Genomic DNA, 12101 nt, shown 5'->3' on the forward strand with positions numbered 1-12101 from the left:
GAGCGCGGTCGCGCAGACGGCGCAGGAGCAGTCGGGGCGAGGCAGACCCGCGGGGGCACCGGTACCGAGCAGAGTGATTTCCACGGACCGATTTTCGCCCCTCCCGGTGGGTCTTGCGCTTCCGGCTAGGCTGCCAGCAGGTGTCGGATCGAAGGAGGCCTGTATGACGGCATGGACGTGGCGGTTCGAGAAGGCCGACGGGACGGAGGTCCAGCCCGCCGTCCGGCCCGAGGAGTTCACCACGCAGGGCGATGCCGAGTCCTGGATCGGCGAGAACTGGAAGGCGCTGCTGGAGGGCGGGGCGGACCAGGTGCGGCTGTTCGAGGAGGGGACCGAGATCTACGGGCCGATGAGCCTGCACGCCGACGCCTGACCGGACCGGCACGGGCGGTGGGGAGGGGCCCGTCTCCTTGGGGAGCTCCTCCCCACCGCTCGCCCGGCGTCACGTCACCGCTCGCCCGGCGTCACTGCTCGCCCAGCGTCACCTGCGCCGTGCGCTCGTCGCCGTCGCGCAGGAACGTCACCGTCGTCCGCCGGCCCGGCCGGGCCGTGGCCAGCGCCTCGGCGAGCGCGGTCATGGTGGTGACCGGCCGGCCGCCCAGCCTGATGATGGTGTCACCGGGCTTGATCCCGGCCCGGTCGGCGGCGCCGCCCGGGGTGATGGTGACCACCACCACCCCGATCGGCTGGTAGCCGTGGCCGATGAGGGTCCGCGCGGTGATGTCGAGGGCCGCCCGCCCGGAGTCGACGACCTTGCCCTCCTTGACGATCTGGTCGGCGATCGTCCTCACCATCGTCGCCGGGATGGCGAACCCGATGCCCGGCGCCGCGCCGCCGCCGAGGCTCTGGTCGACCGCCGCCAGCGTCGGGATGCCGATCACCCGCCCGTCCAGGTCGACCAGGGCGCCGCCGCTGTTGCCCGGGTTGATCGCGGCCGAGGTCTGCACCATGTTGGCGATGGTCGCGCCCGTGCCGCCGCCCGAGTCGCCCTCGCTGACGGTCCGCCCGGTCGCCGAGACGATGCCCTGGGTCACGCTGGACGACAGGCCCAGCGGCGAGCCCATGGCCAGCACGATCTGGCCGACCGCCACCTTCTCGGAGTCCCCGAACACCGCCGGTTTCAGCCCGTTCGGCACCTTCTCCAGCCGGATCACGGCGAGGTCCTGCTCGGGGTAGGAGTAGACCAGGCGCGCGGTGAGCGGCTCCTCGTTGCCGGCCGTGGTCACCTGGAACGTCGTCTCCGAGCCGACCACGTGCGCGTTGGTGACGATGTGCCCGTCGCCGTCGTACACCACCCCGGAGCCCAGGTCCCGGCTCGCCTGGATCTGCACGACCGAGGGCAGCACCTCCTTGATGACGCGCAGGTACCGGCTCTGCAGGTCGTCCGCGGCCATCGGCACGGCCGCCCCGGCGCTCGCCGGGGTGTCCCGCCCGGCGGGGACGGCGGGGGTGGTGCAGCCGGCGGTGAGGGCCGCGCAGCACGCCAGCGCGGCGGCGAAGACGGCCCTACGGGGGGAACGCGCGCGGATACGGGAAGCGTCCATGCCCCGAGTGTCACCGCACGGTGATCATCCGTCCCGTACGGTTGCCCCGAACGGGCTCAGCCCCGTACCCCGCACAGATGCAGCAGCGCCGCCACCCCGCGGTAGGGGTCCGTGCGCCCGGCCCGCTCCTCGACCGCGAGCAGCGTCGGCAGGTCCTGGGGCAGCGCCGCGTTGTGCGCCGCGGTGTCCGTGAAGACCCGGACGCCGTACCAGGCCTGCAAGGGGGCGGCGATCCCGGCGAGCGTGGCGGTCAGCGCGGACAGCCGGTCGGCGCGCACGTCCAGGCCCAGCCGGTTGCGGTAGGTGGTGGTGTCGAAGGCGGCCAGGGCTCCCGCCCAGTCACCGCCGAGGCCGGGCCGCATGGCGAGCGCGTCGCCGTTGCGGACCAGCAGGGAGAGCAGACCGCCCGGGGCCAGCATCCGGGCCAGCCCCGCCACCAGCGGATCGGGGTCCTCCACGTACATCAGCACGGCGTGGCACAGCACCACGTCGAAGCTGCCGGGCCTGAAGTGCACCCCGGTGTCCCGGCCGTCGCCCTGCACCAGCCGCACCCGCTGCCGGATGCCCTCCGGCTCCCGGGCCAGGTTCGCGCGGGCGGCGGCGATCATCCTGGGATCCCGTTCGACCCCGGTCACGTCGTGGCCGAGCCGGGCCAGCCGCAGCGCCTGCTCGCCCTGGCCCATCCCCACGTCGAGCACCCGCAGCCGCCGCCCGACCGGGAACCGCACGGCTATCTGTTCGTCCAGCTGCCGGGTCACCAGCTCCTGGGACACGAGGTCGCGCAGCCCGCCCAGCTCGTGCGGCCGGGCCGGGGAGGCTCCCCCGGTGAACGCGTCGGCGTTCAGGGCCGCTCTCCGCGCTTGACCCGCGGCTTCGGCAGCCGCATCCGGCGCATCTGGAGGGAGCGCATCAGCGCGTAGGCGACCGCGCCGCGGGTGTTCTCGGCCGGGAAGCGCTCCGCGAGCCGCTTCTTCAGCCGGAAGCCGCTCACCGCCGCGTCCAGCACGATCAGCACGATCACGATCAGCCACAGCAGCAGCGCCAGGCTCTGGATCGCCCCGACCCGCACCACGCTGAGCACCAGGATGACCACGGCGAGCGGCAGGAAGAACTCCGCCACGTTGAACCGCGAGTCGACCCAGTCCCGGGCGAACCGGCGGACCGGGCCCTTGTCCCGGGCGGGCAGATAGCGCTCGTCCCCGCTGGCGAGCGCCTGGCGCTGCCGCTCCAGGGCCTGCCGCCGCTCCTCGCGCTGGCGCTTGGCGGCCTCCTTGCGGGTCGTCGGCGTGTTGGCGACGCTGCGGCGCTGGGTACGGGCCTCACTGCGCTTGGGCGTGGGCCTGCCCTTGGGGGCCTGCGGGTCACGGGGCTGCTTGGAGTCGGTCACCGCCGCCTTGGTGGCGGGGGCCTTCTCTTCCTTGGCACGGCTACGGAACACAAATCCCAAGGGTAAGGGCTGCACCGGCATGGACCCAGCCCGCTGGGGAACGATCCGGCAACGCCGCTCGTCCGAGAAGGACAGAGGGGAACGCGGAAAGGCGGAAAGGCCGGAAGGAGGACCGGGGAGCGGGATCACCTACTCCTTGAGCCGGAGCGGAGCGGTCCGCAGTCGTCCTCGGGGAGGAGCGCATCGCCCCGCGAACAGTGCGGTAATGGAGACAGGGCCCGTACTGTGGGTCTTGTCGCAGGATCGGTGAGCTGGAGTCCGTCAGAAGGGGGCGCGCGAAGCCCATGAGCGGTGTCATGAAGCGTATGGGGATGATCTTCCGCGCGAAGGCGAACAAGGCCCTGGACCGGGCCGAGGACCCGCGCGAGACCCTCGATTACTCGTACCAGAAGCAGCTGGAACTGCTGCAGAAGGTGCGGCGCGGTGTCGCCGACGTGGCGACCAGCCGCAAGCGCCTGGAGCTCCAGCTCGGCCAGCTCCAGCAGCAGTCCGCCAAGCTGGAGGACCAGGGCCGCAAGGCGCTCGCGCTCGGCCGGGAGGACCTGGCCCGCGAGGCGCTGTCCCGCAAGGCCGCGCTCCAGCAGCAGGTCACCGATCTGGAGTCGCAGCACGCCACCCTCCAGGGCGAGGAGGAGAAGCTGACCCTGGCGGCCCAGCGCCTCCAGGCCAAGGTGGACGCCTTCCGTACGAGGAAGGAGACCATCAAGGCCACCTACACCGCCGCCCAGGCCCAGACCCGCATCGGCGAGGCGTTCTCCGGCATCTCCGAGGAGATGGGCGACGTCGGCCTGGCCATCCAGCGTGCCGAGGACAAGACCGCCCAGATGCAGGCCCGGGCCGGCGCCATCGACGAGCTGCTCGCCTCCGGCGCCCTGGACGACCCCTCCGGCATGCACAAGGACGACATCCAGGCCGAGCTGGACCGGCTCTCCGGTGGTACGGATGTAGAGCTGGAACTGCAGCGCATGAAGGCCGAGCTGGCCGGAGGCGCCCCGCAGCAGGCCATCGAGGGCGGCGCGGGTCAGGGGCAGTCCCAGCAGCAGCCGCAGGACACCCCGCGCTTCGACAAGCAGTAGCCGGGCGCCGGGGCCCGAGCCGAGGAGGCCGACATGATCGTACGGATCATGGGGGAGGGCCAGGTGCGGGTGGACGACGCCCGCCTCGCCGAACTGAACAGGCTGGACGACGAACTGCTCGCCGAGATGGAGAGCGGCGACGAGGACGGCTTCCGCCGCACGCTCACCGCGCTGCTGGACGCCGTCCGCCGCCTGGGCACCCCGCTCCCGGACGCCGCGCTGGAACCGTCCGACCTGATCCTGCCGTCACCCGACGCCACCCTGGAAGAGGTCCGGGAACTCCTGACCGACGAGGGCCTCATCCCGGGCTGACCGGGCCGGGCGCCCGGGGACCCCTCAGGACGTGTACTGCGTCTCCAGGTACCGGGTGTACTCGCTCTTGTCGAGGTACCCGTCGCCGTCCGCGTCGATCTCCCCGAACTCCGCCAGGGCCTCGTGCACGGGCAGCCCCTTGGCCTGCTGCCACGCCAGCCACTCGGTCACCGAGACCTTGCCGTCACCTTCCTCGTCGTGCATCTCCAGCACGGCGATCTCGAAGGGGATGGCGGTCCGCTCCAGGAACTCCGGGCGGCGATAGGCGGTGACGAACTCGCGGGCCGAGATCCCGCCGTCCCCGTCGGCGTCCAGCCCGGCGCGCAGATCGTCCCAGAGCCGGTTGCCGAGGTCGGTGATCCGCCGCCAGCGCTCGCTGCCCGGGACGGCGCCGGACCGCTGCAGCGTCGTCTGCACCAGGTGGTCGAGGTCCACCTGCGCGATCCTCCCGTCCCCGTCGGCGTCGAGCCGCCGGAACAGCGTCTGGAAGTGGTCGCGCTCGGCCTTGGTCACCATGGGTCTCACCCGTCCTCGTGGTTCTCGCTGGTCACGTGTGACCTCAGACTGCCTAAGGAGCGGAGCCCCGGAACGGACGTACACCCGGTGATCACCCGATCGGGCGATCCGGTGGGCGTACGACCCCGGGACACCGGGCCCGGGGCGCGCCGTACTGTTCCCGGGTGAGCACTCTCGAACGCGCCCGGTGCGGCCTGAAGGCCCACCCCCTCGCCCTGGACGCCGCCCTGGCCGCCGGCGTCCTGGTGTGCATGGTCGCCGGCTCCTTCGTGGTGCCGAGGGACGGGCACGGCGTCACCTGGGGCGTGCGCACCCCGGACACCCTCAGCCTGCTGCTGATGCTGCTCGGCGCCGTCGCGCTGGTCTTCCGCCGCCGCCGGCCCCGCGCCGTGCTCGCCGTCACCGGCACGCTCGCCGTGGTCGAGTGCGTCACCGGCGACCCGCGCGCCCCGGTCGCGATGTCCGCCGTCGTCGCCCTGTACACCGTCGCCGCGACCACCGACCGCCCCACCACCTGGCGGCTCGGCCTGCTCACCATGACCGTGCTCACGGCCGCCGCCATGCTCGCCGGCCCGCTGCCCTGGTACGCCCAGGAGAACCTGGGCGTGCTCGCCTGGACCGGCATCGGCGCCACCGCCGGGGACGCCGTACGCAGCCGGCGCGCCGTCGTGCAGGCCATGCGGGACCGCGCCGAACGCGCCGAACGCACCCGGGAGGAGGAGGCCCGCCGCAGGGTCGCCGAGGAACGGCTGCGCATCGCCCGCGACCTGCACGACGTCGTCGCCCACCACATCGCCCTGGTGAACGTGCAGGCCGGGGTCGCCGCCCACGTCATGGACAAGCGGCCCGACCAGGCCAAGGAGGCCCTCGCCCACGTCCGCGAGGCCGGCCGCAGCGCGCTGAACGAACTGCGCGCCACCGTCGGCCTGCTGCGCCAGTCCGACGACCCCGAGGCGCCCACCGAGCCCGCCCCCGGCCTGAGCCGCCTGGCGGAGCTGGCGGCCACCTTCCGCAACGCCGGGCTGCCGGTGGAGGTGGCCTGCGCCGACCGGCCCGGCGAACTGCCCGCCGCCGTCGACCTGGCCGCCTACCGGATCGTGCAGGAGGCCCTGACCAACGTGCGCAAACACGCCGGTCCCGCGGCCCGTGCCGAGGTGAGCGTCGTACGCGCCGGACCCAACCTGGAGGTCACCGTGCTCGACGACGGCGAGGGCGGGCCCGGGGCACCCGAGGACGGCGGCGGGCACGGGCTGCTCGGCATGCGCGAGCGGGTCAGCGCGCTCGGCGGCACCCTGACCACCGGACCCCGCTACGGCGGCGGCTTCCGCGTCCATGCGATCCTGCCGGTCCACCCGACGGCCGCCCAGGGGGAGCCCGTATGACCATCCGTGTCCTGCTCGCCGACGACCAGGCACTGCTGCGCAGCGCGTTCCGGGTGCTGGTCGACTCCGAGCCCGGCATGGAGGTGGTGGGGGAGGCGTCCGACGGCGCGGAGGCGGTCCGGCTGGCCCGCGAGCACGCCCCCGACGTCGTCCTGATGGACATCCGGATGCCCGGCACCGACGGCCTCGCCGCCACCCGGCAGATCAGCGCCGACCCCGCCCTCGACCAGGTCCGCGTGGTCATCCTGACCACCTTCGAGGTGGACGACTACGTGGTCCAGGCGCTGCGCGCGGGCGCCTCCGGCTTCCTCGGCAAGGGCAGCGAGCCGGAGGAGCTGCTGACCGCCATCCGGGTCGCGGCCGGCGGGGAGGCCCTGCTCTCCCCGGCCGCCACCAAGGGCCTGATCGCCCGCTTCCTCGCCCAGGGCGACCCCGGCGCCGCGCCCGACCCGGCCCGCGCCGAGCGGCTCGCCGCCCTCACCGGCCGGGAGCGGGAAGTCCTCGTCCAGGTGGCCGGCGGGCACTCCAACGACGAGATCGCCGAGCGCCTCGAGGTCAGCCCGCTGACGGTGAAGACGCACGTCAACCGGGCCATGGCCAAGCTGGGCGCGCGCGACCGGGCACAGCTGGTCGTCATCGCGTACGAGTCGGGGCTGGTCCGTCCGAGGATGGACTGATCTCCACCCGCGTGTACTGCGCGGGGAGTAGGGGCCCGGCGGGGAACGGGACCTGGGACCTACGGCAGGGCCGTCCCGGATGGCTCAGGGTGGGGGAGACCTGTGCCGTCCCCGGGATGAGAGAACCTGATCCATGTCCTGGCTGTCCCGCTTCAGCCTCGCGCAACGGGCCCTCGTCGGGCTCGTGTCGCTGGTCGCGCTCGCCTTCGGGCTGATCGCGATACCCCAGATCAAACAGCAGCTGCTGCCCACCATGGAACTGCCCATGGTGTCGGTGATCGCGCCGTACCAGGGCGCCTCGCCCGACGTGGTCGAGAAGCAGGTCGTCGAGCCCATCGAGGACAACCTCCAGGGCGTCGACGGCGTCACCGGTGTCACCTCCACCGCGAGCGAGGGCAACGCCGTGATCATGGCGTCCTTCGACTACGGCAACGACACCAAGCGGATCGTCGCCGACGTCCAGCAGGCGGTGAACCGGGCCCGCGGCCGGCTCCCGGGCGACGTCGACCCCCAGGTGGTCTCCGGGTCCACCGACGACCTGCCGACCGTGGTCCTGGCCGTCACCTCCGACAAGGACCAGCAGGCGCTCGCGGACCAGCTCGACACCACGGTGGTCCCGGCCCTGAAGGACATCGACGGCGTCGGCCGGGTGCAGGTCATGGGCGTGCGCGACCGCCAGGTCACCGTCACCCCGGACGACGCGAAGCTCGCGCGCGCCCGTCTCACCGCCGCCGACCTCGGCCAGGCACTCCAGGCGGGCGGCGCGACCGTCCCGGTCGGCTCCTTCGACGAGGACGGAGCCAACCGCACCGTCCAGGTCGGCGGCGGCTTCACCTCGCTGAAGCAGATCGAGGACCTGATGGTCACCGGGCAGGGCGCCAAGCCGGTCCGTCTCGGTGACGTGGCCACCGTGAGGGAGCGGCCGGCCCCGGCCGACTCCCTCGCCCGCACCGACGGCCGGCCCAGCCTCGCCGTCAACGTCACGATGGCCCACGACGGCAGCGCGGTCTCCATCTCCGACGCGGTCAAGGACAAGCTGCCGGAGCTGCGCGCGGACCTCGGCTCCGGCGCGCGGCTGACGGTGGTCAGCGACCAGGGCCCGGCCGTGTCCAAGTCCATCAAGGGCCTGACCACCGAGGGTGCGCTCGGCCTGCTCTTCGCGGTCCTGGTGATCCTGGTCTTCCTGGCGTCGGTCCGCTCGACCCTGGTCACGGCGGTGTCCATCCCGCTGTCCGTGGTCCTCGCCCTGCTGGTGCTGTGGACCCGCGGCCTGTCGCTGAACATGCTCACCCTCGGCGCGCTGACCATCGCCGTCGGCCGGGTCGTGGACGACTCCATCGTGGTCCTGGAGAACATCAAGCGGCACCTCGGCTACGGCGAGGAACGCAAGGAGGCCATCCTCACCGCGGTGCGCGAGGTGGCCGGCGCGGTCACCTCCTCCACCCTCACCACGGTCGCCGTGTTCCTGCCGATCGGCCTGGTCGGCGGCATGGTGGGGGCCCTGTTCGGCTCGTTCAGCATCACCGTGACGGCGGCCCTGCTGGCCTCCCTGCTGGTGTCGCTGACGGTCGTGCCGGTGCTGTCCTACTGGTTCCTGCGCGCCCCCAAGGGAACCCCCGGGGACGCCGCGGAGGCCCGCCGCAAGGCCGAGGAGAAGGAGGCGGACAGCCGCCTCCAGCGCGCCTACGTCCCCGTGCTGCGGTTCGCCACCCGGCGCCGGCTGACCAGCGTGCTCATCGCGATCGTCGTCCTGGTCGTCACCTTCGGCATGTCCGGCCTGCTGAAGACGAACTTCTTCGACCAGGGCGAGCAGCAGGTCCTCACGATCAAGCAGAAGCTGCGGCCCGGCACCGGCCTGGCGGCCACCGACGCGCAGGCCCGGCGGGTGGAGAAGCTGCTGGCCTCCACCGAGGGAGTGAAGGACTACCAGGTCACCGTCGGCTCGTCCGGCCTTATGGCGGCCTTCGGCGGCGGCACCGACACCAACCAGGCGTCGTACCAGGTCATGCTCGAGGACTCCGCCTCCTACGACGAGGTGCAGCGGCACCTGGAGGACGGGCTGAGGAAGCTCGACGGCATCGGGACGACCACGGTCTCGGCCGGTGACGGCTTCGGCAGCCAGGACCTGAGCGTGGTGGTCAAGGCCTCCGACCCCAAGGCGCTGCGGGCGGCGGCGGAGCAGGTCCGCGGCGCGGTCGCCGGCCTCGACCACGTCACGGACGTCACCAGCGACCTCGCGCAGAGCGTGCCGCGGATCTCGGTCAGGGCCAACGCGAAGGCGGCGGCCGCCGGGTTCGACGACCGGAAGCTCGGCGCGGCGGTGGCGCAGGCGGTGCGCGGCACGACGGCGGCCAAGGCGGTCCTGGACGACACCGAGCGGGATGTCGTCGTACGCCCGGCCAAGCCCGCGGCCACCCTGGCCCAGCTGCGGAACCTGCGCCTCGGCCCGGTGAGGCTCGGCGACATCGCCACGGTGGAGCTGGTGGACGGCCCGGTGTCCATGACCCGCATCGACGGGCAGCGCGCGGCCACCGTCACGGCCCGGCCGACGGGCGACAACACGGGCGCGATCAGCGGCAGGCTCCAGTCGGAGATCAAGGCGCTGAAGCTCCCGGCGGGCGCCACGGCCGAGATCGGCGGTGTCTCCTCCGACCAGGACGACGCGTTCAAGAACCTGGGCCTGGCCATGCTGGCGGCCATCGCGATCGTCTTCATGCTGCTGGTCGCGACGTTCCGCTCGCTCGCCCAGCCGCTGATCCTGCTGGTCTCCGTACCCTTCGCGGCGACCGGCGCCATCGGCCTGCTGGTGGCCACCGGCACCCCGATGGGCGTGCCCGCGATGATCGGCATGCTGATGCTGATCGGCATCGTGGTGACCAACGCGATCGTGCTGATCGACCTGATCAACCAGTACCGGGCACAGGGCCACGGCGTGGTGGACGCGGTGATCGAGGGCGGCCGGCACCGGCTCCGTCCGATCCTGATGACGGCGCTGGCGACCATCTTCGCCCTGCTCCCGATGGCCCTGGGCGTCACCGGCGAGGGCGGCTTCATCGCCCAGCCCCTCGCCGTGGTCGTCATCGGCGGTCTGATCACCTCCACCCTGCTGACCCTCCTCCTCGTCCCGACGCTCTACGCGATGCTGGAGCTGCGCAAGGAGCGCCGGGCGGCGAAGCGGGCGGCGAAGCGGCGGCCGGACGCGGAGCGGACGCCGGAGCCGACCGGGGTCTGAGCACGGCGAAAGGGGGCCGCACCCTCGGGTGCGGCCCCCTTTTCACGCGTCGAACGGCCGGAGGCTACGGCAGCGCCAGCATCCGCTCCAGCGCCAGCTTGGCGAACGCCTCGGTCTCCTTGTCGACCTCGATCCGGTTGACCAGGTTGCCCTCGGCCAGGGACTCCAGCGCCCAGACCAGGTGGGGCAGGTCGATGCGGTTCATGGTCGAGCAGAAGCAGACCGTGCGGTCGAGGAAGACGATCTCCTTGCCCTCGGGCGCGAAACGGTTCGCCAGCCGCCGGACCAGGTTCAGCTCGGTGCCGATGGCCCACTTGGAACCGGCCGGGGCGGCTTCCAGGGCCTTGATGATGTACTCGGTCGAGCCGACGTAGTCCGCCGCCGCCACGACCTCGTGCCGGCACTCCGGGTGCACCAGGACGTTCACCCCGGGGATGCGGGCGCGCACGTCGTCGACCGACTCCAGGCTGAAGCGGCCGTGCACCGAGCAGTGGCCGCGCCACAGGATCATCTTCGCGGCCCGCAGCTCCTCGGCGGTCAGCCCGCCGTTCGGCTTGTGCGGGTTGTAGACCACGCAGTCGTCCAGGGACATCCCCATGTCCCGGACGGCGGTGTTGCGGCCCAGGTGCTGGTCCGGCAGGAAGAGCACCTTTGTTGCCGAGGGCTCCCCCTGCCCGAACGCCCAGTCCAGCGCGCGCTTGGCGTTGGACGAGGTGCAGATCGTGCCGCCGTGCTTGCCGGTGAAGGCCTTGATGTCGGCGGAGGAGTTCATGTACGAGACCGGGACGACCTGCTCGGCGATGCCGGCCTCGGTCAGCACGTCCCAGCACTCGGCGACCTGCTCGGCCGTCGCCATGTCCGCCATGGAGCAGCCGGCGGCCAGGTCGGGCAGGACCACCTTCTGGTCGTCGGACGTCAGGATGTCCGCCGACTCGGCCATGAAGTGCACACCGCAGAAGACGATGTACTCGGCCTCCGGGCGCGCGGCGGCGTCCCGGGCCAGCTTGAAGGAGTCGCCCGTGACGTCGGCGAACTGGATGACCTCGTCGCGCTGGTAGTGGTGGCCGAGCACGAAGACCTTGTCGCCGAGCTTCTCCTTGGCCGCGCGGGCGCGTTCGACCAGGTCGGGGTCGGACGGCGACGGCAGGTCGCCGGGACACTCGACGCCCCGCTCGCTCTTCGGGTCGGCCTCGCGGCCGAGCAGCAGCAGGGCGAGCGGACTCGGCTGCACGTCGAGCTCCGGGGTCTGGGCGGTGGTCACGACACGCACCCTTTCTACTTTTCGTCTAACTGACGCTATCTATCATAACCGCTTCATGTCACTTTGACGATGGCCATAGCGTCGATGTGACGTGAATCCCCCCGGGGCACCACTCACGGCCGCTGTCCCACCGGCGGGCCATGTGCGAGCATGAGGAAGCGACAGGAAACGCGACAACGCGATTGCCCGGCCCGGAATGAATCCGCGGAAGCGCCGGTTGCACTCGTCGGCAAGCAGTCTCCGTACAACCCGGGAGAGATGTAGATGTCCGTATCGGACGAGACCACCACCGTCACCGACGGCATCATCCTGACCGACGCCGCCGCGGCCAAGGTCAAGGCCCTGCTCGACCAGGAAGGCCGCGACGACCTCGCGCTGCGCGTCGCCGTCCAGCCCGGCGGCTGCTCCGGCCTGCGCTATCAGCTCTTCTTCGACGAGCGCTCGCTCGACGGCGACGTCGTGAAGGACTTCGGCGGGGTCAAGGTCGTCACGGACCGCATGAGCGCTCCGTACCTGGGCGGCGCCACCGTCGACTTCGTGGACACGATCGAGAAGCAGGGCTTCACGATCGACAACCCGAACGCGACCGGCTCCTGCGCCTGCGGCGACTCCTTCAGCTGAGCCGAGCCGGCACCGGACGGTGAAGGCGGCGGT

Annotated in this window: 12 protein-coding genes; 7 read left to right on the plus strand and 5 right to left on the minus strand. The window is 72.2% G+C overall.

Annotation, left to right across the window (positions count from 1 at the left end; all coding sequences use genetic code 11):
- The first annotated feature begins 163 nt into the window (after positions 1–163).
- Positions 164–373, plus strand: coding sequence for a hypothetical protein (locus tag H5J33_RS10785; RefSeq protein ID WP_181794673.1), 210 nt, complete (start codon positions 164–166; stop codon positions 371–373).
- Between the two features lie 91 nt (positions 374–464).
- Here H5J33_RS10785 and H5J33_RS10790 read toward each other — a convergent pair whose 3' ends face one another.
- The 3 genes from H5J33_RS10790 to H5J33_RS10800 all read right to left on the minus strand — a co-directional run bounded on the left by H5J33_RS10790 (position 465) and on the right by H5J33_RS10800 (position 2982).
- Positions 465–1544: a S1C family serine protease gene (locus H5J33_RS10790; protein ID WP_181794674.1), complete on the minus strand. Its 1080-nt coding sequence runs from the start codon at positions 1542–1544 to the stop codon at positions 465–467.
- Between the two features lie 56 nt (positions 1545–1600).
- Positions 1601–2302 (minus strand): bifunctional 2-polyprenyl-6-hydroxyphenol methylase/3-demethylubiquinol 3-O-methyltransferase UbiG, encoded by a 702-nt coding sequence (locus H5J33_RS10795; RefSeq protein ID WP_181794675.1) that lies wholly within the window; start codon positions 2300–2302, stop codon positions 1601–1603.
- Positions 2303–2385: 83 nt separating this feature from the next.
- Positions 2386–2982, minus strand: a complete 597-nt coding sequence (locus H5J33_RS10800) for a DUF3043 domain-containing protein (RefSeq protein WP_399552803.1) — start codon at positions 2980–2982, stop codon at positions 2386–2388.
- 293 nt (positions 2983–3275) lie between these two features.
- Between H5J33_RS10800 and H5J33_RS10805 the strand changes: the two genes are divergently transcribed.
- Both H5J33_RS10805 and H5J33_RS10810 read left to right on the plus strand, forming a co-directional pair.
- Positions 3276–4067 carry a PspA/IM30 family protein gene (locus H5J33_RS10805; protein WP_181794677.1) on the plus strand — a complete coding sequence of 264 codons (792 nt, stop codon included), beginning with the start codon at positions 3276–3278 and terminating at the stop codon, positions 4065–4067.
- Between the two features lie 33 nt (positions 4068–4100).
- The gene (locus H5J33_RS10810) at positions 4101–4379 is read left to right on the plus strand and encodes a PspA-associated protein PspAA (RefSeq protein WP_181794678.1); all 279 of its coding nucleotides are present in this window, start codon (positions 4101–4103) and stop codon (positions 4377–4379) included.
- A gap of 24 nt (positions 4380–4403) precedes the next feature.
- Here the strand turns inward: H5J33_RS10810 and H5J33_RS10815 are convergent, their stop codons facing one another.
- Positions 4404–4895, minus strand: coding sequence for an EF-hand domain-containing protein (locus H5J33_RS10815; protein WP_181794683.1), 492 nt, complete (start codon positions 4893–4895; stop codon positions 4404–4406).
- 164 nt (positions 4896–5059) lie between these two features.
- On the opposite strand from H5J33_RS10815, the gene H5J33_RS10820 reads away from it, so the two are divergent.
- From H5J33_RS10820 to H5J33_RS10830, 3 genes are all read left to right on the plus strand, one after another.
- The gene (locus H5J33_RS10820; RefSeq protein WP_181794679.1) at positions 5060–6277 is read left to right on the plus strand and encodes a sensor histidine kinase; all 1218 of its coding nucleotides are present in this window, start codon (positions 5060–5062) and stop codon (positions 6275–6277) included.
- The gene (locus H5J33_RS10825; RefSeq protein WP_181794680.1) at positions 6274–6954 is read left to right on the plus strand and encodes a response regulator transcription factor; all 681 of its coding nucleotides are present in this window, start codon (positions 6274–6276) and stop codon (positions 6952–6954) included. The genes H5J33_RS10820 and H5J33_RS10825 overlap by 4 nt, the downstream gene beginning before the upstream one ends.
- Positions 6955–7087: 133 nt before the next feature.
- Complete coding sequence (locus H5J33_RS10830) at positions 7088–10186, plus strand: efflux RND transporter permease subunit (RefSeq protein ID WP_181794681.1); 3099 nt, start codon at positions 7088–7090, stop codon at positions 10184–10186.
- Between the two features lie 64 nt (positions 10187–10250).
- Here the strand turns inward: H5J33_RS10830 and nadA are convergent, their stop codons facing one another.
- On the minus strand, positions 10251–11447 hold the full coding sequence (nadA, locus tag H5J33_RS10835; RefSeq protein ID WP_181794682.1) for a quinolinate synthase NadA: 1197 nt from the start codon (positions 11445–11447) through the stop codon (positions 10251–10253).
- 264 nt (positions 11448–11711) lie between these two features.
- On the opposite strand from nadA, the gene H5J33_RS10840 reads away from it, so the two are divergent.
- Complete coding sequence (locus tag H5J33_RS10840; protein ID WP_030340884.1) at positions 11712–12068, plus strand: iron-sulfur cluster assembly accessory protein; 357 nt, start codon at positions 11712–11714, stop codon at positions 12066–12068.
- The last annotated feature ends 33 nt before the right edge of the window (positions 12069–12101 follow it).

Origin of the sequence: Streptomyces sp. WELS2 (assembly GCF_013870595.1) — a bacterium.
In the GTDB taxonomy this organism is placed as follows: domain Bacteria; phylum Actinomycetota; class Actinomycetes; order Streptomycetales; family Streptomycetaceae; genus Streptomyces.

Coding starts and splice junctions, on each gene's coding strand:
- H5J33_RS10785 (WP_181794673.1), top strand. CDS start 164: ATGACGGCATGGACGTGGCGGTTCGAGAAGGCCGACGGGACGGAGGTC.
- H5J33_RS10790 (WP_181794674.1), bottom strand. CDS start 1,544: ATGGACGCTTCCCGTATCCGCGCGCGTTCCCCCCGTAGGGCCGTCTTC.
- H5J33_RS10805 (WP_181794677.1), top strand. CDS start 3,276: ATGAGCGGTGTCATGAAGCGTATGGGGATGATCTTCCGCGCGAAGGCG.
- H5J33_RS10810 (WP_181794678.1), top strand. CDS start 4,101: ATGATCGTACGGATCATGGGGGAGGGCCAGGTGCGGGTGGACGACGCC.
- H5J33_RS10815 (WP_181794683.1), bottom strand. CDS start 4,895: ATGGTGACCAAGGCCGAGCGCGACCACTTCCAGACGCTGTTCCGGCGG.
- H5J33_RS10825 (WP_181794680.1), top strand. CDS start 6,274: ATGACCATCCGTGTCCTGCTCGCCGACGACCAGGCACTGCTGCGCAGC.
- H5J33_RS10830 (WP_181794681.1), top strand. CDS start 7,088: ATGTCCTGGCTGTCCCGCTTCAGCCTCGCGCAACGGGCCCTCGTCGGG.
- H5J33_RS10840 (WP_030340884.1), top strand. CDS start 11,712: ATGTCCGTATCGGACGAGACCACCACCGTCACCGACGGCATCATCCTG.